Annotated in this window: 19 protein-coding genes and 9 pseudogenes; 17 read left to right on the top strand and 11 right to left on the bottom strand. The window is 69.8% G+C overall.

Annotation, left to right across the window (positions count from 1 at the left end; all coding sequences use genetic code 11):
• Window positions 1–65: 65 nt before the first annotated feature.
• Window positions 66–644, bottom strand: coding sequence for a TetR/AcrR family transcriptional regulator (locus ACFYMM_RS38830; protein ID WP_388396062.1), 579 nt, complete (start codon window positions 642–644; stop codon window positions 66–68).
• A gap of 272 nt (window positions 645–916) precedes the next feature.
• Here ACFYMM_RS38830 and ACFYMM_RS38825 point away from each other — a divergent pair, with 272 nt between their 5' ends.
• The 4 genes from ACFYMM_RS38825 to ACFYMM_RS38810 are packed head-to-tail and all read left to right on the top strand — an operon-like array spanning window position 917 to window position 5,748.
• Window positions 917–1,498 carry a (2Fe-2S)-binding protein gene (locus ACFYMM_RS38825; RefSeq protein ID WP_388396059.1) on the top strand — a complete coding sequence of 194 codons (582 nt, stop codon included), beginning with the start codon at window positions 917–919 and terminating at the stop codon, window positions 1,496–1,498.
• The gene (locus tag ACFYMM_RS38820; protein ID WP_388396057.1) at window positions 1,495–2,505 is read left to right on the top strand and encodes an FAD binding domain-containing protein; all 1,011 of its coding nucleotides are present in this window, start codon (window positions 1,495–1,497) and stop codon (window positions 2,503–2,505) included. Before ACFYMM_RS38825 ends, ACFYMM_RS38820 begins: the two co-directional genes overlap by 4 nt.
• Window positions 2,502–4,628 carry a xanthine dehydrogenase family protein molybdopterin-binding subunit gene (locus ACFYMM_RS38815; protein ID WP_388396054.1) on the top strand — a complete coding sequence of 709 codons (2,127 nt, stop codon included), beginning with the start codon at window positions 2,502–2,504 and terminating at the stop codon, window positions 4,626–4,628. The genes ACFYMM_RS38820 and ACFYMM_RS38815 overlap by 4 nt, the downstream gene beginning before the upstream one ends.
• Window positions 4,621–5,748 carry an XdhC family protein gene (locus tag ACFYMM_RS38810; RefSeq protein ID WP_388396051.1) on the top strand — a complete coding sequence of 376 codons (1,128 nt, stop codon included), beginning with the start codon at window positions 4,621–4,623 and terminating at the stop codon, window positions 5,746–5,748. The genes ACFYMM_RS38815 and ACFYMM_RS38810 overlap by 8 nt, the downstream gene beginning before the upstream one ends.
• Before the next feature lie 293 nt (window positions 5,749–6,041).
• Here the strand turns inward: ACFYMM_RS38810 and ACFYMM_RS38805 are convergent, their stop codons facing one another.
• On the bottom strand, window positions 6,042–6,527 hold the full coding sequence (locus ACFYMM_RS38805; protein WP_388396049.1) for an AI-2E family transporter: 486 nt from the start codon (window positions 6,525–6,527) through the stop codon (window positions 6,042–6,044).
• A gap of 246 nt (window positions 6,528–6,773) precedes the next feature.
• On the opposite strand from ACFYMM_RS38805, the pseudogene ACFYMM_RS38800 reads away from it, so the two are divergent.
• Window positions 6,774–7,123 (top strand): annotated as a pseudogene (locus ACFYMM_RS38800) (transposase family protein); the annotation flags it as partial.
• Between the two features lie 33 nt (window positions 7,124–7,156).
• Here ACFYMM_RS38800 and ACFYMM_RS38795 read toward each other — a convergent pair.
• Both ACFYMM_RS38795 and ACFYMM_RS38790 read right to left on the bottom strand, forming a co-directional pair.
• Window positions 7,157–7,301 (bottom strand): annotated as a pseudogene (locus ACFYMM_RS38795) (IS5/IS1182 family transposase); the annotation flags it as partial.
• A 266-nt stretch (window positions 7,302–7,567) separates the two neighbouring features.
• The gene (locus ACFYMM_RS38790) at window positions 7,568–9,172 is read right to left on the bottom strand and encodes a phospholipase D family protein (RefSeq protein ID WP_388396046.1); all 1,605 of its coding nucleotides are present in this window, start codon (window positions 9,170–9,172) and stop codon (window positions 7,568–7,570) included.
• Window positions 9,173–9,692: 520 nt separating this feature from the next.
• Here ACFYMM_RS38790 and ACFYMM_RS38785 point away from each other — a divergent pair.
• A pseudogene (locus ACFYMM_RS38785) lies at window positions 9,693–9,971 on the top strand (arsenite S-adenosylmethyltransferase); the annotation flags it as partial.
• Between the two features lie 193 nt (window positions 9,972–10,164).
• Here the strand turns inward: ACFYMM_RS38785 and ACFYMM_RS38780 are convergent.
• The 3 genes and pseudogenes from ACFYMM_RS38780 to ACFYMM_RS38770 all read right to left on the bottom strand — a co-directional run.
• Window positions 10,165–10,626 (bottom strand): cupin domain-containing protein, encoded by a 462-nt coding sequence (locus ACFYMM_RS38780; RefSeq protein ID WP_388396044.1) that lies wholly within the window; start codon window positions 10,624–10,626, stop codon window positions 10,165–10,167.
• 14 nt (window positions 10,627–10,640) lie between these two features.
• Window positions 10,641–11,594 carry a helix-turn-helix domain-containing protein gene (locus tag ACFYMM_RS38775; protein WP_388396041.1) on the bottom strand — a complete coding sequence of 318 codons (954 nt, stop codon included), beginning with the start codon at window positions 11,592–11,594 and terminating at the stop codon, window positions 10,641–10,643.
• 156 nt (window positions 11,595–11,750) lie between these two features.
• Window positions 11,751–12,062: pseudogene (locus ACFYMM_RS38770) on the bottom strand (transposase family protein); the annotation flags it as partial.
• Window positions 12,063–12,293: 231 nt separating this feature from the next.
• On the opposite strand from ACFYMM_RS38770, the gene ACFYMM_RS38765 reads away from it, so the two are divergent.
• Complete coding sequence (locus ACFYMM_RS38765; protein ID WP_388396038.1) at window positions 12,294–12,527, top strand: hypothetical protein; 234 nt, start codon at window positions 12,294–12,296, stop codon at window positions 12,525–12,527.
• Between the two features lie 563 nt (window positions 12,528–13,090).
• Window positions 13,091–13,328: pseudogene (locus ACFYMM_RS38760) on the top strand (hypothetical protein); the annotation flags it as partial.
• Here the strand turns inward: ACFYMM_RS38760 and ACFYMM_RS38755 are convergent.
• Window positions 13,304–14,680, bottom strand: a complete 1,377-nt coding sequence (locus ACFYMM_RS38755) for an FAD-dependent monooxygenase (RefSeq protein WP_388396035.1) — start codon at window positions 14,678–14,680, stop codon at window positions 13,304–13,306. The pseudogene ACFYMM_RS38760 and the gene ACFYMM_RS38755 sit on opposite strands and share 25 nt — an antisense overlap.
• A 65-nt stretch (window positions 14,681–14,745) precedes the next feature.
• Between ACFYMM_RS38755 and ACFYMM_RS38750 the strand changes: the two genes are divergently transcribed.
• The gene (locus tag ACFYMM_RS38750; RefSeq protein WP_388396033.1) at window positions 14,746–15,396 is read left to right on the top strand and encodes a TetR/AcrR family transcriptional regulator C-terminal domain-containing protein; all 651 of its coding nucleotides are present in this window, start codon (window positions 14,746–14,748) and stop codon (window positions 15,394–15,396) included.
• A 326-nt stretch (window positions 15,397–15,722) separates the two neighbouring features.
• Here ACFYMM_RS38750 and ACFYMM_RS38745 read toward each other — a convergent pair whose 3' ends face one another.
• A complete protein-coding gene (locus tag ACFYMM_RS38745) occupies window positions 15,723–15,893 on the bottom strand; it encodes a hydrophobic protein (protein WP_360162700.1) in 171 nt (56 codons plus the stop codon).
• A gap of 478 nt (window positions 15,894–16,371) precedes the next feature.
• Here ACFYMM_RS38745 and ACFYMM_RS38740 point away from each other — a divergent pair, with 478 nt between their 5' ends.
• From ACFYMM_RS38740 to ACFYMM_RS38730, 3 genes and pseudogenes are all read left to right on the top strand, one after another.
• Window positions 16,372–17,088, top strand: a complete 717-nt coding sequence (locus ACFYMM_RS38740; RefSeq protein WP_388396031.1) for an HNH endonuclease family protein — start codon at window positions 16,372–16,374, stop codon at window positions 17,086–17,088.
• Window positions 17,085–17,240 carry a hypothetical protein gene (locus ACFYMM_RS38735; RefSeq protein ID WP_388396028.1) on the top strand — a complete coding sequence of 52 codons (156 nt, stop codon included), beginning with the start codon at window positions 17,085–17,087 and terminating at the stop codon, window positions 17,238–17,240. The genes ACFYMM_RS38740 and ACFYMM_RS38735 overlap by 4 nt, the downstream gene beginning before the upstream one ends.
• A gap of 145 nt (window positions 17,241–17,385) precedes the next feature.
• Window positions 17,386–17,472, top strand: a pseudogene (locus tag ACFYMM_RS38730) (IS630 family transposase); the annotation flags it as partial.
• Window positions 17,473–17,539: 67 nt separating this feature from the next.
• On the opposite strand, the pseudogene ACFYMM_RS38725 reads toward ACFYMM_RS38730, so the two are convergent.
• Window positions 17,540–17,879 (bottom strand): annotated as a pseudogene (locus ACFYMM_RS38725) (hypothetical protein).
• 119 nt (window positions 17,880–17,998) lie between these two features.
• The gene (locus tag ACFYMM_RS38720) at window positions 17,999–18,601 is read right to left on the bottom strand and encodes a TetR/AcrR family transcriptional regulator (RefSeq protein WP_388396025.1); all 603 of its coding nucleotides are present in this window, start codon (window positions 18,599–18,601) and stop codon (window positions 17,999–18,001) included.
• A 128-nt stretch (window positions 18,602–18,729) separates the two neighbouring features.
• Here ACFYMM_RS38720 and ACFYMM_RS38715 point away from each other — a divergent pair, with 128 nt between their 5' ends.
• The 5 genes and pseudogenes from ACFYMM_RS38715 to ACFYMM_RS38695 form a co-directional block, all read left to right on the top strand.
• A complete protein-coding gene (locus ACFYMM_RS38715; protein ID WP_388396022.1) occupies window positions 18,730–19,665 on the top strand; it encodes an alpha/beta fold hydrolase in 936 nt (311 codons plus the stop codon).
• Between the two features lie 180 nt (window positions 19,666–19,845).
• The gene (locus ACFYMM_RS38710; RefSeq protein WP_388396160.1) at window positions 19,846–20,634 is read left to right on the top strand and encodes a S16 family serine protease; all 789 of its coding nucleotides are present in this window, start codon (window positions 19,846–19,848) and stop codon (window positions 20,632–20,634) included.
• A gap of 35 nt (window positions 20,635–20,669) precedes the next feature.
• Window positions 20,670–20,823, top strand: a pseudogene (locus ACFYMM_RS38705) (IS701 family transposase); the annotation flags it as partial.
• 125 nt (window positions 20,824–20,948) lie between these two features.
• Complete coding sequence (locus ACFYMM_RS38700) at window positions 20,949–21,854, top strand: serine hydrolase (protein ID WP_388396020.1); 906 nt, start codon at window positions 20,949–20,951, stop codon at window positions 21,852–21,854.
• 230 nt (window positions 21,855–22,084) lie between these two features.
• Window positions 22,085–22,334: pseudogene (locus tag ACFYMM_RS38695) on the top strand (IS701 family transposase); the annotation flags it as partial.
• Between the last annotated feature and the right edge of the window lie 190 nt (window positions 22,335–22,524).

Here is a 22,524-nt window from a genome sequence, read left to right as displayed (position 1 = left end):
CCGATCACGTGGGTATGGGCATGCCGAGAGGGAGGGTGATTCGTCCGCCGTCGGCGGCGCGACACTCACGTGCTGGGCGCTCCTGTCCGCAGGCCGTCCATGACCAGGTCGAAGAGCCGGGTGGCGCGTGAATGCCAGTCGTCGTGCGGGTCGAGCTGCCACAGACCTGTGATGGCGAGGAGGAAGTCGTCCGCGGTGACTCCGGGCCGGATGGTGCCGGCTGCCTCGTTGGCACGGAGCAGGCGTTCCGCCGCGGAGGCCACCGGCGTGGGGGACGGCTTCGCCGGGCCGCCCGGTGCGCCCGTCACCTGCCGGAGCGCATCGGCCAATCCGGCTTTGGCCATGGCGAACTCGGAGAGCCGGTCCATCCAGGCGCGCAAGGCCTCGTCGGGTGCCCGGGTCACGAGAAGGTGGTCCGCGCAGTCCGCGACCTGCTGCATTTCGTGGCGGTAGATTTCGAGGACGAGTGATCCGCGATTGGGGAAGTTGCGATAGAACGTGCCCTGTCCGACGCCGGCCTTCTTGGCGATCGCGCTCAGCGGGGTGTCCGCGCAGTGCGACAGTTCGGCGAGAGCGACTTGCAGGATGCGCTCGCGGTTGCGCTGTGCGTCCGAGCGCCGGGGTGAGTCCTTCTGCTGCGGCACTCGTCCTCCTCGATGGTTCGCGACCGAACCTGACCCTTGCTAAGCGGACAGCTGTCCGCTAGATTTCCCGTAATGGACACCTGTCCGCTTACGTTCACCATAGCTGTGGACGCGACACTGCGGCAGTCGCCAACTGCCACCGTTCGGTCCGAGAAGCCGCACGCTTGCTTCGAGGTCATGGTGCACGCCCGCACGATGCAGTTTCCGCGCGCCCGGCACTCCGGGTGCCGCGCCTCTCCCACCTGTCCTGGAAAACGCGAAAGAAGCACCCCATGGCCTTATCGACGTCCAGTGTCATCACCTTGAAGATCAACGGCGAGAAGTACGCACTGCCCGTCGACCATCGCACCACCCTGCTCGACGCACTGCGCGAGCGTCTCGATCTCACCGGCACCAAGAAGGGCTGTGACCAGGGGCAATGCGGCGCCTGCACCGTGCTGCTCGACGGGCGGCGGGCCGTCGCCTGCCTGCAACTGGCCGTCGCGGCCGAGGGCCGCGAGATCACCACCATCGAAGGTGTGGCCGACGGTGAGCGGTTGCACCCCGTTCAGCAGGCGTTCTTGGACCTGGACGGTTTCCAGTGCGGCTACTGCACTCCCGGACAGATCTGTTCGGCGATCGGGGTGATCGAGGAACACGCGGCGGGCTGGCCCAGTGCCGTCACCGAAGACGTCCGTCCCGAAGCGGGGCCACCAGCCCTGACCGCCGACGAGATCCGGGAGCGGATGAGCGGCAACCTGTGCCGCTGCGGCGCGTACGTCTCGATCGTCGAGGCGGTGGCCCGCGCGGCGGAATCCCGGACGGGCGAGGGACGCGTGAACCCCGCAGCGGGTGAGAAGGAGGCCGTGGCATGAGGGAGTTCGGCTATCAGCGGGCATCCGACGTCGCCGGCGCCGTCGCTCTGCTCGGCGCCGATCCGGACGCACGCTTCCTCGGTGGCGGCACCAACCTCGTCGACCTCATGAAGACCGGCGTCGAGCGACCCGCCCGGCTCATCGACATCCATGAACTCCCGCTCGATGAGATCGTGACGACGCCCGAGGGCGGTCTGCGTGTCGGCGCGACCGTCACCAATGGGGACCTGGCCGCCCACCCCGAGATCCGGCGCCGCTACCCGGCGCTCGCACAGGCGGTACTGGCGGGCGCGTCAGGGCAGCTGCGCAACATGGCCACGGTCGGCGGGAACCTGCTGCAGCGCACGCGCTGCGGCTACTTCACCGACGTCACCAAACCCTGCAACAAGCGTGTACCCGGCAGCGGTTGCCCCGCCATCGAAGGTGAGCACCACAACCACGCGATCCTGGGCGCCTCCGACCACTGCGTGGCGGTACACCCCTCGGACATGGCCGTGGCCCTGACCGCATTCGACGCCGTCGTGACGTACGAAACGGCCGACGGGCCTGGGGGTACCCCCTATGGGGGAGAGTTGCCACTCGCCGAGTTCTACCTGCCTGTCGGCGGCACCCCGCACCTGGAGACGGCCCTGCCCCCGGGCGCGCTGATCACCGGCGTCACCCTGCCGCCCTCCCCGGTCGCCGCGGGCTCGCGTTACCGGAAGGTACGCGAACGCGCTTCGTACGCCTTTGCGATCGGATCGATCGCCGCCGCGCTGGACGTGCGGGACGGCGCCGTGCACGACGTGCGCCTCGCCTTCGGAGCCGTCGCGTCGCGGCCCTGGCGGGCCCGGACGGCCGAGCGGGTACTGGCCGGGGCACCGGCCGGTCCCGAGACGTTCGCCGCCGCCGCGGACGCCGAACTGGCGGCGGCGAAGCCGCTGCCTCACAACGGATACAAGGTCACCCTGATGCGCAACCTCGTCGTGGCCGTCCTGTCCGAACTCGCCGAGGAGACCGCCCGATGACCACCGCGACATCCCGCACCACGGCGGCGAAGGGCTCCGTCGGCACCGCGCACACCCGCGTGGAGGGTCGCGAGAAGGTCACCGGCGCGGCCCGCTACGCCGGAGAGATCCCCTTCTCGGGCCTCGCCCACGGCTGGCTCGTGCTGTCCACCGTCGCTCGCGGCCGCATCCGGTCGATCGAGACGGAGTCCGTTCTCGCGATGCCGGGCGTTCTCACCGTGCTGCACCATCACAACGCCCCACGCCTCGACACCGACTACGTCGGCCTGCTTGGAGCTCCGGACCCAACCGTGGCCGTCTTCCAGCACGACCGGGTACCGTACCTCGGCTGGCCGGTCGGTCTGGTCGTCGCCGAGACTTCCGAGCAGGCGAGGGAGGCCGCCGAGGCGCTCGCGGTGCACTACGAGCAGGAGCCGCACGACATCGCGTTCTCCGCGGACCGCCCGGACGCCTACGCGGTGGACGGCCATATGCCGGGGGTCGCGGAAAAGGGTGACCTGGACGCCGAACTCGCCGCGTCCGCCGTCGTCGTGGACGAGGAATACACCACGCCCGAAGAGCACCACGGCATGATGGAGCCGCACGCGGCGACGGCCCGCTGGGACGGCGGCCGACTCGAGGTCGTCGACTCCAACCAGGGCACCACCTGGGTCGCGTCCGAATTGGCGAACCTGTTCTCGCTCGACCCGGCGTCGGTGCGAGTACGGTCGGAACACGTCGGCGGCGGTTTCGGCAGCAAGGGCGTCCGCGCACACCAGGTGGCCGCCGTGATGGCCGCGACCGTCCTCCAGCGTCCGGTCCGGGTCGTCATGACACGCCGGCAGATGTTCTCCCTCACCGGCTACCGGAGCCCCACGACGCAGCGGATCAGGCTCGGCGCCGACGCCGACGGGCGGCTGCGCGCGCTGGAGCACCGTTCCTTGAGCCTCACGTCGACCGTGCACCAGTTCGTCGAGCCGTGTGCCGGCGTGGCCAGGGTGATGTACGACGCCGACGCCCACCACACGGCCAACCGGGTCGTGCGGCTCGACCTGCCGACGCCGACGTTCATGCGTGCGCCGGGTGAGGCACCGGGGTCGTTCGCCGTGGAGTCGGCGCTCGACGAACTCGCCGAGAAGTGCGGGATCGACCCCATCACGCTGCGGATGCGCAACGAGCCCGAGCGGGGTCCCGTCTCCGGGCTGCCGTTCAGCAGCCGCAATCTGCTCGCCTGTTTCCGGGAGGGCGCCCGCAGGTTCGGCTGGGCGGACCGGGACCCGCGCCCCGGCCTGCGCCGCGACGGACGCTGGCTGCTCGGGACCGGCACGGCGGCGGCGTCCTTCCCCGCCGGGGCCTTGCCGTCCACGGCGGCCGTGACGGCCGAGGCCGACGGAACCTTCACCGTACGGATCAACGCGGCGGACATCGGAACGGGCGCCAGGACCGCGCTCACCCTGGTCGCCGCCGACGCGCTGGGGACGGAACCGGACCGCGTCCACGTATGCATCGGGGACAGCGATTTCGGGCCGGCTGGGATCGCCGGCGGTTCGATGGGCACCCGTTCCTGGTCCTGGGCCGTCACGGCCGCCGCCGGGGAACTGCGCGAGCGGCTCGTGCCGGGCGCCTGCATCCCCGCGGAGGGCATCACCGTACGGTCGGACACCACCGAGGCCCTCGCGGCCCTCACGCAGAAGGAACGGCACTCCTTCGGAGCGCAGTTCGCCGAGGTCGCTGTGGACCCCGCCACCGGCGAGGTGCGCGTGCGCCGCATGCTCGGAATTTTCGCGGCGGGCCGGATCGTCAACCCGCTGACGGCCCGTAACCAGTTCCGCGGAGGAATGGTCTGGGGCATCTCCATGGCCCTGCACGAGGAGGCGGTCCGCGACCGGGCCTCGGGTGGCCACTACGCCGCCGACCTCGCGGGCTACCACGTCGCCGTCAACGCCGACGTGCCGCACATCGAGGCGGACTGGATCGACGACCCGGACCCCGACGACCCGGTCGGGATCAAGGGCATCGGCGAGGTCGGCACTGTGGGTGCCGCGGCGGCGATCGCCAACGCGGTCTGGCACGCGACGGGGACCCGCCACCGGAACCTCCCCATCCGGCCCGACCGCGTCCTCATGGCTGCCCGGGATGCTTGACATCGCCTCCGAGCTGAACGGCTGGATGGAGGAGGGACGGGACTTCGCCGTCGCCACCGTCGTGGCCGTCGGCGGCAGCGCTCCCCGGGGTCCCGGGGCCGCCCTGGCGGTCGACAGCGCCGGCACGGTCATCGGCTCGGTCTCCGGCGGCTGCGTGGAAGGAGCGGTGTACGACCTGTGCGTCCAGGCGCTCGAGGACGGCGAAACCGTCCTCGAGCGGTTCGGCTACAGCGACGAGGACGCCTTCGCCGTCGGGCTGACCTGCGGCGGGGTCATCGACGTCATGATCACACCGGTCCGCGCGGACGGGCCCGCCGCGGCGGTGTTCCGGCAGGCGCTGTCGGCCGTCGTCCGGGGCGAGCCGGTCGCCGTCGCCCGGGTCGCCCGGGGCTCGGCCGACCTCCTCGGTGCGGCTCTGCTCGTACGCCCGGACGGAACGCACGAAGGCGGGCTCGGTGGTCACCCGGAGCTGGACCGGACCGCGGCGGCCGAGGCCCGGGCCATGCTGGACACCGGGCGCACCGGCACGATCGGTCTCTCCGAGGACGGTTCGCACTGCCCCGGCGGTCTCACGCTGCTCGTCGAGGCGACCGTACCGCCGCCCCGCATGATCGTCTTCGGCGCGATCGACTTCGCCGCGGCGCTCGTGCGCGCGGGCAAGTTCCTCGGCTACCACGTGACCGTGTGCGACGCCCGCCCCGTCTTCGCCACCCGGGCCCGCTTCCCCGAGGCCGACGACATCGTCGTCGACTGGCCGGACCGCTACCTGCGGCGCACGTCGACGGACGGACGGACGGCGCTGTGCGTGCTCACCCACGACGCCAAGTTCGACGTCCCCCTGCTGGAGTCGGCCCTGCGGATGCCGGTCGCGTTCGTCGGGGCGATGGGCTCACGGCGCACCCATGAGGACCGCACCCGGCGGCTGCGTGAAGCCGGCCTGACCGATCACGAACTGGCCCGGCTGAGGTCGCCGATCGGCCTGGACCTCGGCGCCCGTACACCCGAGGAGACCGCGCTGTCCATCGCGGCGGAGATCGTCGCCACCCGGCGCGGAGGGACGGGCGTCCCCCTGACTGATTCCAAGACGAGGATCCACCACGACGGACCACGTGTCGCGTAGGGGGAGGCGGGCCCACGGCACGGGCTCGGCCTCCTCTGTCACCGCATCCCGGTCTTCCGGCCAAGGGGCTCGGCAGCTGGCCGGTGCCGCTTCGGCCGAAGCCGGCCTGCGCCCGGCACGACGTAGGCCAGGAGCCCGCAGATGAAGCTGATCAGCAAGTTTCCGGTCAGGTAGCCGTTGACGGTACGGGCGCATGCGGCTCCGACGCGGCGTATGCGGGACGCGGGCGCCGTGTCCACGAGGGCCAGGGACCGATCTACGGCCTTGGGGCCTCTTGGGGCCCTCCAGGACCATCAGATCGGCCAGACGAAAATAGTGAGAGCGCCTGTCGCCGTGGTCGCGGCACCGCGGACGAACTTCACGGCGGCCGTAGTCAGTCCGGTGGCGAACGCGCGGATCTGTACCTGATGCCGCTGGACGTACTGCAGAGCGTGCGTCCGCTCCAGTAAGTTACCGACTGGCCCGCGACCGGCCTGTGCGTCCCTGATCATGGCGGGTAGACGACCGGGGAGCCGGCTTCCTTCCTGAGCCAGGGGGATGACGAACAGGGCGACCACCGCGGCGACGGCCACGGCCGCAGCCAGGAAGACGGGCAAGGTCGCCACCGACCGTCGGCATCGCGGCATCCGTCGCTGCAGCGCCTCGACCGCCGGATGAAGGGAGACGGCCAACAACAACGCGATGACCACCCAGATCAAGACCCGACGAGCATGCACTACCAGCTCGAGTGCGACGTAGGTGGCGAGCACCAGACCGATGGTGGCGAGGATGGTTCGCACCGGAACCGGACTCGACGCCATAGGCACTGGGTGCCCAGCCCCAGTCATCGGGAACGAGGTGATCTTCTCCCGCGGTGAGCCCTGGTGTCCTGCGCTCTCGCCACTGCCCCCTCTGCCGCTGGCGGCGGCAAGTCGGCTACCGATGCCGGCGCCGGCGTAGCCATACACGGTCACCTCGGGGCGATCCATGCAGGACCTTCCCCTCTTCCCGGACACACCCTCCAACCCGTCTGTCTGGAGCTTCACGTGCTCGTTTGCCCAGCGGGGATCGATCTGTCCAGTTCGACCCTGCGCTACCTCTCCCGCTTGCTGGCCACCCGACGCCGGGAGCGGGACACGCGGTGGCGTCGGCTCCCCGTAGATCGGCAGGCCCTGCCGGTCCTGGCCCACCTGCGGTACGGTCACACATACGCCCAGCTCGCAGCCGGGTTCGGGGGCGAATCGCCACCGGCTACCGCTACATCACCGAAGCGGTCGAGATCCTGGCCGCAATCGCACCGGACCTCGCCACAGCCGTACGCATCGTCGCGCACAAGGCCTTCGTGTTTCTCGACGGCACCTTGCTGCCCATCGACCGGATCGCCGGTCGACCATTCACCGAGGTCATTGCCTGTATCAGCCCTGCAAAGGTCGCGGGTGGGCGCCAGCGTGCCGTCGACGATGAGCACGGTGCCTGCGGAGAAGCGCTGCCGTTCCTTCAGCGCCAGCAAGGGCCCGATGTGATCGATGATCCGGTCGGCAGCTGATAGAGATACCCAACAGCGGGGCGAGCTGGCAGCAGGGTCAGGCAGGCGGCGACAAGGAGAACCCCGCCCGAAGACGCCCTCGAAGGCCTGCGCAGCCGGAACGCCGAGCCGGCGGGATGCCAGCGGGCCGCTGCACCATCCAGTCGGCGGAGGATCCTGGGATGCGGCTTCAGCTCTCGCTGCGGAGGACCATCATCTGCCTCGGCTGCCAGTTGGACAGTCGCCCTTCCCTCGCCAGGGGTTCTGGACTGGGGTATGGCCGGCTGTCCTGCCTGGTCCGCCTCCGGGACACTGTCAGTAGGCACCCTGCCGACGCAGGGAGCGCGGTCGGCCGTCGGGATCGGCGACGGCCCGGTAGAGCGGGTCGGTCAGGGCCCGTGTGATGCGGGACAGATGCGGCGGGTGATAGGTGCGCAGCCGTCCCGACGGTCGTGGACCGTGACGGCCGCCGTCGTGCCACGCGTCCAGAGCGGCGGCCGAGTCGGCGTAGGCCGCAAAGGCGCGGCCCGGGTCGCAGAGCGCAGCCGCTTCCCCGTCCCCGTCGCGGTCAAGGTGTTCGAGATTCAACGACAACCGCAGCTCGCGCGCGAAGACGCGGGCGCCGTCACCCAGGCCGCCGGGGTCCACAGGTTCACGGGGGTCACGGGTCTCGTCGAGGACAGCGCAGCTGAGTTCCGAATCGTGGGTCCAGGAACGCCGGTTGACGTTGTCGGAACCGACCGAGGCCCAGACATCGTCGATGACACAGACCTTGGCATGGACGTACACGGGCGTCCCGGCGTGATTCTCCAGGCTGTAGACGGCCACACGGTCACCGCCGGCCCGTCGCAGGACTTCCAGGGCGCGGATCCGGCCCAGCAGATTCATCGGTGTGCTGATCCGCCCTTCTTGGTCCGGCAGTGGCGGCAGGACGGCGATCATCCGCAGGCCCTGATGATCTGCGAGAGACTGAGCGAACGGCTGAGCGGCACTCTCTGACCACAAGTACTGGTCCTCTAGGTAGATCAGCCGGCGTGCCCGCCGCAGGGACTTCATGTAGGCGCGGGCGATGCTGCGTTCACCGTCGGGAGCGAACGGATAGCCCCTGAGGCGGTTCGGGTAGGTGCGCAGGATCTGGACCGTGTGGGAACCGCGGGGGCCCGGGTCGGGTTGCTGTACCGGGAGCGGATCCGCCTGGGTGTCCTCGCCCCGGAGTGCCGCCCGCAGCCGGCTGCGCGGGCTGCGACTGAGCGGAGCCGGGTCCGTCCACCGCTCACGGAACGTGGCCTCGACATCGCCCACGGCGGGCCCGCGCACCGCCAGCTGGACGTCATGCCAGGGCGGACGGGAACCGTAGGCATCGGCGATGCGTTGCGCCTGCGGATCACCTTGATGGGCGGCGTCGTCCCGACGGCTGTGGCACAGATCGATCCCGCCGACGAAGGCGACGTCCCGCTCGGGCCGACCCGGGTGGCGCAGCACCACGAACTTTTGATGGTGCGAGCCACCCGGCCGCACCCGCATGTCGAGCAGGCACTCCCCTCCCGCCTCCTCGATCTCCTCCCCCAGGTGATAGTTCTCCTGTTCGCTGAACTGGAACCGGTCCAGGTGCGAGCGCCACACCAGCCCCTTCACGACGACACCCCGGCGTGCGGCGTCGCACAACACGTCGCCGATAGCGCTCTTCGGACCATCCAGCAGCTCGTCAGGGTCTCCCCGCCAGTCCGTGAACATCAATATGTCGCCGGCCCGCTGCGCCCGCACGGCCGCGAGCAGCTCGGCGAAGTACACCGCCCCGTGTACCAGGGGGCGGACGTCGTTGCCCGTGGACCACGCCGCACCATCGGCATGACGGCGGTCCACCCGCGACGCGGGATTCCCCCGCTGAGCGGGGGTGAGCAGCCAGTCGGCGCGTTCCACGTGGCAGCCCTTCCAGCCGGCGGCCCTTCCGGGATCTCCTGGTGGATCCGTTACCCCCTGAGCGCGTGACCACGCGATTCCTACTCCACCAGTCCCACGGAGACCTGCCAATCCCCTCGAATCGTGGAGACCTTCCTATGCAGCCAGCCCCTCACCGAGGCTGGCCCAGTAGTCGTTTTCGTAGTCGATCGGGCTCTGAAACCGCCTTCTTCCCGGGTACTGACGACGCCCTGTGGCATGTGTGGGAGACCGCCAAGTCCGGCTACGGCGGTTGGACCGACACGGGCAGCCTGGGCGGCTCCCCGTCCGGCGACCCGGCAGTGGCGACAGACGCCCGCGGCCGCCTTCAGGTGTTCTTCCGCGGCACCGACGATGGTCTGTGGGTCACCCGCCAGCGGGACGCCAACAGCAACACCTGGGACAGCCCCGTGAGGATCGTGCAGAACATCGGCGGCGACCGGTCGTCGCCGAGAACGCCGACGGACGCCTGGACGTGTTCTTCCGCGGCACCGACAACGCCCTGTGGCACCTGCCCCAGACCGAAACCGTCCGCGAGCGCCACGCCGCGGCGGCCGTGAAGGTCACCGAGGGCAACGCCGCCTGTTGTGGGCCCGAGCCCGTCGAGGTCGACGAGAACTTCGGCTCCACCCTCTACGCCGCCGACGACCGCGATGCCCTGCCGGCGGAGGCCGTCGCCGCTTCCCTCGGCTGCGGCAACCCCACCGCCGTCGCCGAACTCCGCGAGGGCGAGCGTGTCCTGGGCCTCGGCTCCGGCGGCGGCATCGAGGTCCTCGCCAGCCGAACAGCCGAGGCCGCCCCGAACAGCGGTGGCCTCGGTGCTGTTCAGCGACGAACCACTGCCAGCAAGGCGGCGTGTCAGTGCCCGGCCGCTCGGACGCGGACGAGAACCTCATCCGGACCCGGGCGTGGTGGCTCCAACTCAGCGAGCCGCATCACCTCCGGGCCGCCGTAGCGGTCGTATCGAAGGCGCTTCACGAGGCGTATTCGTTCGAGATCTCGGTGGCGTAGTTCTTCCAGAGCGGTTGCATGGTCTCGGCGTTGACCGGCTGCCCGGAATCGATCATGGCCTTGAAGTCGCGGAAGTACTGCACATACAGGTCCGGCGTGAAGGTGTTCAGCATGACCGCGTTCTCGTCGCCGACGTTGGCGAACGTGTGCGGCGCCCCGGTCGGCACGATGACCCAGGTGCCCGGCCCCACGTCGTATTGGTCCTCGCCGACGGTGAACCGGAAAGTTCCCGCCAGCACGTAGAAGCCCTCGTCATGCTGGGCGTGGCGATGCTGCAACGGGCTCGGGGTGCCCGGCGGAATGGTGACCTCGGCGAACCCCAGCCGGTGGTCGGTGTGCTCACCGTTCTCCAGGATGCGGATCTGCTGTGCCCCGCTGCCGAGGATCTCGCCCTCACCGGGGCGGACGATGTTTACCTTCGCCACGACTTCTCCTATTGCTATTGCCTGCCTTGGTCACCACCATCCTTCTCCGGGCCGGCTGTGCGCGTCTTGGTCGTCTGTGCACGGTTGCTGGTTATCAGTGCGCGGGCGTTGTAGCCGTACGTCGCCTTGAAGAGCTTGCTGAAGTGGGTGGGATCGGAGAATCCCCACCGGGCGGCCACGGCGGTGACCGTACGTCCGCTTCCGGTCAGCTCGGCTCGGCAGCGCTCCAGGCGGCGACGGCGGATCAGGGCCGCGACGGTGAGCGGCTGGTCCTCGAACAGCTTGTGCAGCCGGCGCACGGATATGTGGTGGGCGGCGGCGATGCCGGGCGGCGACAGATCGGGATCGGCCAGCCGAGCCTCGATGTAGCCGGTGACCCGGTCCCGCAGCCACTCGTCCGGCGCCGGTTGTTCGTCGCCGAGCCGGGCCTCCAGTGCGACCGCGATCAGCTCGACGACGGCCGCCGCCGACCGCAGCGCCTCCGCCTCGCGGAACTCGGTCGCCGACCGCGCCGACTCCCGGGCCAGCACGGAGACGAGAGCGCCCGGGCCGTGGCTGCCGTCGATGCGTACGCCGATGAGCCGGTCGATCTGCGCGGGCCGGATCCGCAGCTCCCGGCGCGGAACCAGGATGGTGACGTGGGACGCGGCGGTGCTCTCGAACCGGAGCGAACGCGTGGGATCGAGCAGCACCAGGTCGGTCGGCCCGAGTTCGGCGCCGCCGCGCCCTTGCTCGATCCGCGTCCGGCCCCAGGTCATCACCTTGACCGCCAGGTTCTCGCCGTCGGAGGCGTCGCGCTCCCGCCCGATGCAGGCGCTCTCGGGCGTGTCGAGGGAGACCAGCCGCAGCGGCCCGAGGTCGCAGGTGGCGATCCGGCCCCGGAAGCTGGCCCCGGCCAGCTTGTTGACCAGCGGCGGAAACCCGCTGGCGGCCAGCTCGTCCTGGAACGTCTCAAGGTTGCCGATCACCGGTCAACGATAACGGCGGCGCTTCTGCTGGGGCACGGCGTTCGGCGGGCGTTGCAGCGGCGCCGGCCCGCATCTGCTCTACCAGGCTCCGGTGCACGCGGTGGACGGCTCGGTCGCGCAGGCGACCGACGGCCGAACGGTGAGCGCAGCACCCATGTCGGAATTGGAGCGCCGGACCGGGGCCAGTGCCAGTAGCGGGCCGAGGGTGTCGATCACGCGATGGGCGGCGGAGTGCGAGACGCCGAACAGCGGTCCGGTCTGGCGCATCGTGAGGTTGGTGCGCCAGTAGGCGGCGACCAGTAGCACGCGGTCGGCTAGGTCCAGTCGCCCTTGCCGGCCAGGGCGTCCGTCGGCGATCTCGTCCCCGCCGCGCTGGGCCACGACGCGCACGAGCTTGCGGAACCGGCCGGGCCGTAGGCCGGTGAACGATGCGATCCACTCCGGGCATGATGCCGTCATGACCTGCATCCCACCATGATCAACGATCGCGTCGTCGCGTCTGCCATCGGGTTACGGGACAGCCCTTCGGCGACGGCGAGAACCTTCCCGGCTGGCCCTTCCACGGCGACAAGTCGGTGACGGAAGGGCAGTACTGCAACGGCACAAAGGACGCCGACGCCGCCCACCGCCCACCGCCCACCGCCAGTACACGACGTTGAAGGGCACCGAGACCAGCAAGCAGCAGAACCCGAAAAACCGGTGGGCGACGAAAGCACACTGGTCGTCAACCCCGGACTCAGCGACGACTCCGTCTACGGGTACGTCCGCTCGGGCAGGGTCAACATCCGGGTACGGATCGAAGGCGGCACCGCAGGCGACCCTTCGGGCACACAGGCCATGCTCGCCGCGACACTCAAGCGCCTTCAGCAACTGCAGGACGGCAAAGCCGCCACCGTGACCGTCGCTGACGAACAGACCGCCGCCCGGCAGTAGCGGAACAGCGAGCTGCGTAGCCCTGACATGTCCCCGCGGTTCGCGATCGACCGTGCCGGTGAGCCGGGCGATGCTCGGATCGAAGTTGCTCTGCGTACGGTGGTGACCGCACGGACTTCTTGTGATCCGGCTGGCGGTCCCGCGCTCCACTCCGGCAGGAGGCACAACGAAGGCCCGGCCCGTTGCCACGGGGACAGCAACGGGCCGGGCACCTCATGACGCATCAACCGTTTTCCCGGCAGGCGCGGTACCGGGCGAGTACGGTACCTGCGTCGGTCCCGGCCACCGGGTCCACCCAGCCTTGGACCGTTCGTGTGCCTTACCGGGCGTTCAGCGGCCGCGTCCGCGTCCAGGTACCGGTAGCCGCGTAGTCTTTCAGCACCGGTTTGATCGCGTCGACGGCGTTGCGGGTGATCCCGTCGGTCAAGGTGACACGGTGGCAGGACGGGCGGCCGAGCCTCGGTGCCGTAGCCGGCGTACTTGCCGTCGGAGTGACGGCCGACGTCGGGGGTGACGTCGATCAAGCCGAAGACCTCAAGCGGGGCGTGCGTCTCGTAGGCGTCCCGGCCCAGGCCTTCGTCGTCGTCGGCGCCTTCGCGCAGCTGGCCAGCTTCCTCCATCTCAGCACGCTGATATTCAGCGGACACGGCTCGCCGCCGCGTTCCGCCGGCGCAAGAGGCTGTCGGCGAGGGCCACTTCGGCGGCCGGGGCGCTGTTCCTGGGTTCGCGGTGAAGCTGACGCTGGCGAGCGCGCAGTGGCCGGTGCCCGGGCGGTGTCAGACGCCGACCTCGGCCAGGTAAGCCTCGACGCCGTCGAAGGAGTCGCCCGCCCAGCCCACGTATCCGTCCGGGCGGATCAGGAAGACGCCCGGGCCGTAGGACTCGGGCGCCGCGGGCAGCGCTCGCACGCCGACGGCTGAGGTCGTCGCCCCGAGCAGCGTCCAGTGCGGGCCGCGGAACGCGTCGAAGAGGCGGACGCCAGTCACCGTGCCGTCCGGGGCGCGGTCGCCCGCCCGGATCCCGGTCGGGTTCGTGCGGGTCTCCACGCTCAGGGACGACTTCCGGTAGCCCAGCCCCAGCTGCACCGTCGCCTTTCCGCGCCGTACCTCGCCGCGGTGCACGGCCGTCGACAGGTCCAGCATGGCCGCCGCGTTCGCGCGGCGCTCCTCCTCGTACGTGCCCAGCAGGGTCTTCGGGGCCTCGCCGCGAAGCACCGCGCCCAGCTTCCAGCCCAGGTTGTAGGCGTCCTGGACGCTGGTGTTCAGGCCCTGGCCGCCGGCCGGGGAGTGGAGGTGTGCCGCGTCACCCGCGAGGAGGACCCGGCCCATCCGGAACCGGTCCGCGAGGCCGGTGCGCGGCCGGAAGTCGGAGGCCCAGCGCAGCTCCGTGACGTCCTCGGCGTCCAGGTACGTGTGCGCCGCCACCAGCTCGCGGACGCCCTCCAGTGACAGGTCGGGTGCCCTGCCCTCCGCCAGGCGCGCCTGCAGCTGGAAGTCGTCCGTGCCGGCGAGCGGGCACAGGGCGACGACGGTGCCGTCGGACCTGGTGAACGTGTGCCAGTGGGTGCGCTCCAGGCCTGTCAGCCGTACGTCCGCCACCAGGCACGGCGCAGGGTCGACGCTCTCCCCGGTCATGCCGACGCCCAGCGCGCGCCGGACGGCCGACCGGCCCCCGTCGGCCGCGACGACGTACCGGGCGCGGGCGGTCGTGCCGTCGGCGAACCGGACGGTCACGCCGTCCGCGTCCTGCTCGAGGCCGGTCGCCGCACGCCCGAAGGCGACATTCCCGCCCAGCTCGGCCAGCCGCGCGTACAGCACCTCCTGGGTCCGCCACTGGGCGACCATCAGCGGCTCGGTGTACGGCGTGCCCGCGTCCGCCTCGATCGCGTCGAACATCCGCTCCTCGCCGAGCCGCTCGCCGTCCCTCCAGATCATCCGGGCCGGGTAGGGGCCGCCCGCCGCCCGGATCGCCTCCAGTACGCCCAGGTCGTCGAAGACCTCCTGGGTGCGCGGCTGGAGGCCCTTGCCGCGCGAGCCGGGGAACAGGCCTGCGTCCCGCTCCACCACCAGCGCCTCCACCCCGCGCCGTGCGAGGTCGATGGCGAGGGTCAGACCCGTCGGACCCGCACCCACGATCAGAACATCCATCACCATTCCCCTTAACGTTGTTAAGTTCCGTTGCCCATGAGCGTGCCTTTAACGCTGTTAAGCTGTCAAGTGTGAGCCCCGAGAAACGCGCCCCGCTGGATCGCCGACGCGTCGCCGACGCCGCGCTGCGGCTGTTGAACGAGGTCGGCCTGGACGGCCTGACCCTGCGCGCCATCGCCAAGGAGCTGGACGTCAAGGCGCCCGCGCTGTACTGGCACTTCAAGGACAAACAGGCACTGCTGGACGAGATGGCGACGGAGATGTACCGGCGGATGGTCGCCGGTACCGCGCTCGACGGCGCCGACACCTGGCGGGAGCGGCTGCTGATGACCAACCGTGGACTGCGGGCCGCACTGCTCGGCTACCGCGACGGGGCCAAGGTGTTCAGCGGCTCACGCTTCACGGGCACGGACCACGCCGGTGAGCTGCAGACGACCCTGGGGCTGCTGACGGACGCCGGCTTCACCCTCGCCCAGGCGGTCCATGCGGATCGTACGGCGAACGCGTACACCATCGGCTTCGTCACCGAGGAGCAGGGCGTCAACCCCCTCCCGAACGAGCGCCGGGAGGGGTACGACGTCGAGGAACGCGCCCGGCGGATGGCCGGGTACCCGCTCGCCGCCGAGGCCGGCCGGCTGCTCTTCGCCGGCTACGACGAGCAGTTCGAGGAGGGGCTGGCGCTGGTGGTCGCGGGCATCGGGGCGCGGTACGGGATCAGCTGAGCGGGCGGTCGGCTGCCTCGGTCCTGCCCGGTGGGCACCGCATGCGCCGGAGGGGCGTGAACGGGCCTGCGCTCGTCATGCGCCGGTTGCTCAGAAGGCGGGAGCGTGCAGCAGCCCCGCAGAGATCAGGAGGCGCAGGTTTCCACTGCTACTTCTGCGGGGCCGGTGCACACCACACGTACCCCCTCACGCGCCCGGTACGCCCGATCCATCCCCTCAACTGGAGCGAGAGACCCCCTCTTGCACGACGTGGGGCCCAGCCTGCCCGGCCGGACCCCACGTCAATCTCCGCTACAGCCAGCGCTCCTCACGCTGAGAAAGTGTGCCTACCAGCGGTACCAGCGACCCTTGCGGCCTGCACCGTCCGCGGTCCGGACGACGAAGCCGAGCAGCCACACGATGAGCACGATCACCGCGATCCACCACAGTGCCTTCAGCGCGAAGCCGGCACCGAAGAGGATCAGAGCCAGCAGAAGAACCAGAAGCAGGGGAACCATCGTTATCAACCTCCTGACCAACGGATTCCCTTACTTCAGCCCTACAAGCATACAAAATATGAGTTACTTCCAAGGGATCAGGGGCATATGCGCGCCGCACGCCGTGAACGGTTCCCCCTGCCTCGCACCTCACGCACCACAGACACGCAGCGCGTATGACTCAAAGCGATGCCGTGGCCTTCAATTTGCCGGGACTGCGGGGCGCGCGTGCAACCGACACCCGGGACCGGCAGCCGAAGGAACCCAGCCGCACGGCCACCATCGACGAGGCCGGACTCAGGCCGAACAGCACGCAACCGGCAACGAGGATCGGAAATGAGTGACGCCACCGCTTCCCGCGGGCGAGCAGACGCCTCAAGCAGTGGCGGACCGTTGGTGGTTCGTTTCTCCGGTGAACTCCCCCCGCCATCCGGGTGATGCCCCTGACGGTACGCCCGCACCAGCGCGTCAGGGCCGCTACCTGTCTTGATCACCTTCATTGCCGCTCGAGAGGGATGAGCACATACATCCGTTCCACGCGAAGCCCGCCCTGGTCACCGCGGCGGTCGCCGCGCTGCTCGCCCCCGTCAGCTCCGCTCCCCCAGCTGCGGCCGCAGCGCCCGTCACCCACGTGGTTGCTGCGCCGAGCATGCGCCGGGATCTTCCCGAGCCGCCGCCGGCCGACGTCGTCCGCAAGGAACTCGGTGAACTCACCGTCGCCGCCCCGCACCCGATGACCGGCTACTCACGCTCGAAGTACCCCCACTGGATCACCCAGTACGGCACCCGCGTCACCCGCGAATTCGTCCCCGCCCGCGACGGCCAGGACGTCGTCCAGGACGAGCAGTGCCGCGCCGTCTCCGGCACCTGGATGAGCGCCTACGACGGAAAGATCTCCACACGGCCGTCCACCGAGGTCGACATCGACCACGTCGTCCCCCTCGCCAACGGCTGGCGCTCCGGAGCCGATGAGTGGACCACCGCCAAGCGCCGCAAGTCGGCCAACGACCTCACCAACCCGCAGTTGATCGCCGTGCCTGCCAGCTCGAACCGGCTAAAGGGCGACCAGTCCCCCGACCAGTGGGCACCGCCGCTGCGCTCCTACTGGTGCACGTACGCACGGGCCTGGACCCACGTGAAGTACGTGTACGAGTTGAACATCACCGAGCCGGAGAAGAACAAGCTGAACGAGATGCTGGACACCTGCCCCGCATGAACACCAGCCCGGACACCGACTCCTACACCAGCACCGTCACCACCGGCCCCGGCGGGGCGATGACCGACCACGTCGGCGTCATCACCGGTGACCTCACCGTCCGCACCACACTCACCGACGACCAGCGCAGCACGCGCGTCGCCGTCCAGTAAACGGGTGCCGGTGAGTGGTACACCCTCACCGGCAGCACCGCCCCCATCCCCGAGGGAAGCCTCGCGGCCTACCACCGGGACCTCCTCGGGCGTATCCGGCGGGGCCAGGGCGCCACCGCCACCTGAACCCGGCGCAATCGGCACCAACGCCCGTCACCCCGACATGCTGGCAGCCCAATACCGTGAACGCGCCCGGATCCGCAGCGAGAAGGGCATACGTTGGGGAGGATGACCCCTGGCCACAGCGGCCTGACCGGTCCCCGCGTTACGGTCATAGCGGCAGACAGCCGGGCCGCCGATCAGCTGACATGCGCGGCGATGGTCCGTGCGCACTCCATCGACTCGGCACGCGTGGTGTCCGCCTCCAGGTCATGGACCATGCCCCGGTGGACCACATCGGCCTGGGACGCCGCCATACCGATGCCCCGGGCATCAGCACGGGCCATCGCGGCGCCCCCCTCGATCCACGCCTCTTCCAGCTTCCGGAACTCCGGCCCGACGATCACCTGTCCGTCCATCGAACTGGATCCCGGCATCCGGTGCCTGCATGGACGCGGGCATCGCCTCAACCAGCGCGTCTGTCCCCAGGGCCAGCCACGGATCCGGCAGGACTGCCTGCAGACACCGAACGATCCCCAACGGATTCCCGTGAACGCTGCACCGTCTGCCACAACCCGGTGAATTTTCCCGCACAGTACTGGCTAGGACTTGTCCGGCCGGCGGATAACGCGCACCGTGGCCGAAGGGACGTCACTGGACTACTGCCGGAAGATCTGGTCCAGGTGGTAGTTGAGCACGGTGGTGGCGGACTCCGCGTCGCGCTGGCCCACCAGGACGCTGGTGCCGAGCCCCGCGGACATGGCCAGTAGCCCGATGGCCGCCGCGCGGGTGTCCACCCCGGGCCGCAGCAGTGCGGCGTCTGCCGCCTGGTGCAGCACCCTGCTCAGGGTCTCCTCGGCCGCGTCTGGATCCTTGATGAACGGCTGCGCGGCGAGGGCCTCGTCGGTCACGGACAGCACGGCGTACGAGGTGTACAGGTGGTGGAAGAGCCGGCTCTCCTCGTCCACCGGCAGTGCCGCCGTCAGTAGGGCCTCGATCACCGCGCGCGGCCCCGGGCCGGCACCAGCGGCGCGGACCCGGGCGGCCACCCGTTCCCCGAACTTGTCGGCCAGATGGCGCAGCCCGAAGAGCAGCAACTTCTCCTTGGACTCGAAGTAGTACTGCACCAGCCGGAGTGAGACACCCGCCTCGGCCGCCACGTCCCGCATCCCCACCGCGTGTAGCCCGCGTCGTCCAGCGGCCCGGACGAGCGCCTGCGCGATCTCTGTCCGCCGCTCCGCGTGATCCACGAGCTTGGGCATCGTCCGGCTCCCGTCCTGGGTTGGTGTCCTCGGCCTTTGTGATCGTTTCCGAACCACCTTGATGATACGGCCGTACCAATTTCATGGTACGTTCGTATCACAAAGAATCGACTGCCCCGGAGGTGGCCGTGCCCGAGCCCGCAGCAGCCCGATCCCGACCCGACGTCGGCCGTTATGTCAGCGACGCCTGGCGCGACCGCTACCTCGCGACCTGCGACGCGCTCTTCGCGCTGGGCGCGCCGGCGTCCTGGGAGCAGGACGTCACGACGTCGTACGGGACCACGCACGTTTACCGCTACGACCCGGAGGACCCGGCCGCCCGCGCCCGCACCCCCGTCGTCCTGGTCCACGGCGCGGGTTCCTGCTCCGCCATGTGGTACCCGAACACGGCCGCCCTCAGCGCCGAGCGCCCCGTCTACGCCCTCGACACCCCGGGCGACCCCGGCCGCAGTGTGCAGCGCGCGCCCCTGCACGAGCCCGAGGACGGCGCCCGGTGGCTGGACGAGACCCTCGCCGGGCTCGGGCTTGACCAGGTGCACCTCGTCGGTTCCTCGTACGGCGGCTGGCTGGCGCTCAACCAGGCGTACCGGGCGCCGCACCGGCTGGCCTCGGTCACCCTGCTCGACCCCGGCGGTCTGGAGAAGGTGGGACTGCGCTTCTTCGTATGGATCTTCGTCAGCCTCTTCGCCACCTTCGCCCCGAAGCCGCTGCGACCACGCCTCGCCTCATGGTTGGAACAGCCGGTCCTCGTCGTGCCCGAACTCCGCGCCATGGTCCACGCCGGGGTTCGCGCCTACCGCATCCGCCGGCCCGCGCCTAAGCCCCTCACCGACGCTGAACTGGGCTCCATCCGGGTCCCGTTGTATCTGGTGCTCGGCCGACGCAGCCTCCTGCTGCACCCTGACCGGCAGGCCGAACGCGTCCCCCGGCTCATTCCCGGCGCCAGGGCCGAGATCATATCCAGCACCGGCCACGGACCTCAGATCGACCATGCGGAGCGGGCCAACCGGCTCATGCTGGACTTCATGAACTCCGCCGAACGCGGCCTGCCCACGCCCCACTGATCCCTTGGCGGAGCCGAGCCGGGGGAACACGGGGGTGTCTCCCGCTTGCGCTCCCCGAGTCGCGCCAAGCCGCGAGATCCAGCAGACGGCGGCACCTCGTCCTGGCCAGGTAGCGAAGAAACGGACTGGTCAACCAGCAGTCCATAGCTCATGTATGAGACAACCCCTAGATGGACTGGCATGCTCTTACGTCTCACACGTTTCCAGGCCGTGACCCTTTGCGCTCTGCCCGTCGTGGCCCTGATCGCCACGGCTGCGTTCGCGCCGCTGCCCTTCTCTGTAGCCCAGCCCGGTCCGACGGCGAACGTGCTCGGTTGGAGTAAGGGCACGGAGGTGATCACCATCTCCGGCGCCCCGGTCCGCAGGACCATCGGGCAGTTGCGGACGGCCACGATCGTGGTGACCGGCCCGGATGCCAAGGTCTCGCTCGGCGCAGTCGTCGGCAACTGGTTCCGCACCGACCGAGCCGTGATGCCGCACAACGCCGTCTACACCGGGAACACGGATGAGGAGATCGAGCGTCACAACATGGCGCAGATGCGGGAGTCGCAGGATGCGGCGACCCAGGCGGCGCTCAAGTACCTCGGGCTTGGCACCGGCAAGGTCAGGATCGCACTGAAACTCGCCGGAGTGGGCGGCCCCAGCGCGGGGCTGCTGTTCACCCTGGGCATCATCGACAAGCTGGACGGCGACGGCAGCGGGGGTGACCTCACGGGCGGTCGCACCATCGCCGGTACAGGGACGATCGACGCCGACGGCGGGGTCGGCGCGGTCGGCGGAGTGGCCCAGAAGACGCAAGCGGCCAGCCGGGACGGGGCCACGGTGTTTCTGGTGCCGAAGGCGGAGTGCGCCGACGCGAAGGCTGAACTGCCGAACGGTCTCCGCCTGGTCCCGGTCACCACGCTGAAGAGCGCGGTGAACTCCCTGGTGGCACTGGAGACGAACCCAGGCTCGGTGCCCAGCTGCTGAGCCGGCCCACTCCGGTAATCGGCCGCGGGCGCAGTGGCCTGGACCACTTCGAAGGCCGCACCTGGCGAGGCCGGCACCACCACGTCACCATCGTCACCGCCGCCCAGGCCTTCCTCACACCCTCCGGCGTCTCGACCCGAAGGCTCAGATGCCTCTACCAGGTCCTCGATACCCCCCAGGACCTGCTGAGGTACTGGACCGGCACCTGCACCACCTGCGGCCGCCCCTACCGACAAGCAGAACCAGAACCTAACGGAGCCCACCCCAGTGCGATTTCGTGATCTCATGCCTCGACGCTGGCAGAATCCACGCCCATGACAGACGACATCCGAGCAATCTTCGAACAGGCTGGCTGCGAGGATGCCTTGTGCGTCCAGCCGCTGGAAGGCGACGCCGAGTTCGGTCTGCATGCTGACAAGCCCGTGGTCCCGGCGTCGGTGGTCAAGGTGCAGGTCGCCCTCGAGGCGGAGACCTTGTTCGTTGAAGGCCGATTGGACCCGCGCGAGCGGGTGACGCTGAGTGCCACCGATCGGACTCCCGGCCCGGTCGGGATCTCGCTCTTCGACGACGACGCCGTGCTCTCATGGCGGGACATGGTCGTCCTGATGCTCACTATCAGTGATAATCACACCACCGACGCACTGCTGCGGCAAATTGGCGTTGACGCACTCAACGCAACGGCAACGCGGCTCGGTCTGACCGGCACGGCGATCGAGTCCGACCTGCAGACCATGCTCGACTCCATCGGCCAGGACCTCGGCCGTGCCAACTGGCAGGACTTGCTGGCCTGGGCAGCCGGCGCATCGGCGAACGAGATGGCGCAGGCCGACGAGAAGCTCCTTGCCTCCCGCGCCTTGGACCCGTTGCAGGGGACCCGCACGACCCCTCGCGACATGGTCGACCTACTGCGGCTGATCTGGACGGACCAGGCGGCCCCAGCAGCCGCGTGTGAACGTGTGCGCGCCGCGATGGCCAGGCAGTTGACCCGGCACCGGATCGCAAGCGGGTTCCGGTTGCCAGTGCGCGTCGCGGCCAAGAGCGGCAGCCTGGTCGGCGTGATCCGCAACGAGATCGGCGTGATTTCCTATCCCGACGGCCGGCGATATGCCGCCGCTGTTTTCACTCGATCCCTGCCTGGCTCGGACGACGCCGCGATCAGCCGTGCCATCGGCGCCGCCACCGCGCAGGCCGTCACCGCACTACGGCACACGGATGCCTGAAGTCCTTCCGGTCCCCGAGGCTTCAGCCAGCAAAGCCAGGTCCACGGCATACGGCTGAGTGCCTTCCCCTTTGCGCGGCGCCGGAGCAGGGTAAGAGCGGCAACGGCCACCGTGATCATCAAGGGGTGTGTGGACTCCTGAAGATCGTGCGGTGGCCGCGGGCCACAGCGTGGACCCTGCCCGCTGGCTGCCGATGTTCGACCAGGTCATGGCCCGGATCGCGGGCCGGTTCCGGCGAGTTGAGCCCCGAGCCGATGCAACGTCTGCTGCGCTACGCCCGCTGGGATGCCGATGCTGTCCGCGACGACCTGCGTGCCTACGCCGCCGAACACCTCGGCGGGAGTGCAGAGACAACACACCGGCACCGCGGGGCGCATCGAAAACGCCCAGGTCGGCGTGTTCCTCGCCCTGGCCACCAGCCGGGGACGGCCCCTGATCGACCGACGAGCCGAGGCTCCCGCAGCAGTAGCTAGTTCACGCCTGACCAGCGAAAACGTCACACGAGGTTCGGAAAGAGAACGACCTCTACGAGGGCGAATCCAGCAGATTGATCACGACTCCATACGCGACCTAGTTGTTCTGTCCGGGGAGGTTGTGGACAGGTGAGCCAGGTCTCGGCTGAGGGATCTTGAACAGGTGAGGGCCTTCCGGTTCGGTGTGGATTGCGACG

The organism is Streptomyces sp. NPDC006739 (assembly GCF_042869815.1).
Lineage (GTDB): Bacteria > Actinomycetota > Actinomycetes > Streptomycetales > Streptomycetaceae > Streptomyces.
Note: the sequence above shows the minus strand (reverse complement) of the source record. Positions and strands in the feature narration are given on the sequence as shown.

Excerpts from the sequence above, each read along its gene's own strand:
- ACFYMM_RS38745 (WP_360162700.1), bottom strand. The coding sequence starts at position 15,893 with ATGGTTCCCCTGCTTCTGGTTCTTCTGCTGGCTCTGATCCTCTTCGGT.
- ACFYMM_RS38815 (WP_388396054.1), top strand. The coding sequence starts at position 2,502 with ATGACCACCGCGACATCCCGCACCACGGCGGCGAAGGGCTCCGTCGGC.
- ACFYMM_RS38755 (WP_388396035.1), bottom strand. The coding sequence starts at position 14,680 with ATGGTGATGGATGTTCTGATCGTGGGTGCGGGTCCGACGGGTCTGACC.
- ACFYMM_RS38820 (WP_388396057.1), top strand. The coding sequence starts at position 1,495 with ATGAGGGAGTTCGGCTATCAGCGGGCATCCGACGTCGCCGGCGCCGTC.
- ACFYMM_RS38700 (WP_388396020.1), top strand. The coding sequence starts at position 20,949 with ATGACAGACGACATCCGAGCAATCTTCGAACAGGCTGGCTGCGAGGAT.
- ACFYMM_RS38710 (WP_388396160.1), top strand. The coding sequence starts at position 19,846 with ATGCTCTTACGTCTCACACGTTTCCAGGCCGTGACCCTTTGCGCTCTG.
- ACFYMM_RS38720 (WP_388396025.1), bottom strand. The coding sequence starts at position 18,601 with ATGCCCAAGCTCGTGGATCACGCGGAGCGGCGGACAGAGATCGCGCAG.
- ACFYMM_RS38825 (WP_388396059.1), top strand. The coding sequence starts at position 917 with ATGGCCTTATCGACGTCCAGTGTCATCACCTTGAAGATCAACGGCGAG.
- ACFYMM_RS38735 (WP_388396028.1), top strand. The coding sequence starts at position 17,085 with ATGAACACCAGCCCGGACACCGACTCCTACACCAGCACCGTCACCACC.
- ACFYMM_RS38810 (WP_388396051.1), top strand. The coding sequence starts at position 4,621 with ATGCTTGACATCGCCTCCGAGCTGAACGGCTGGATGGAGGAGGGACGG.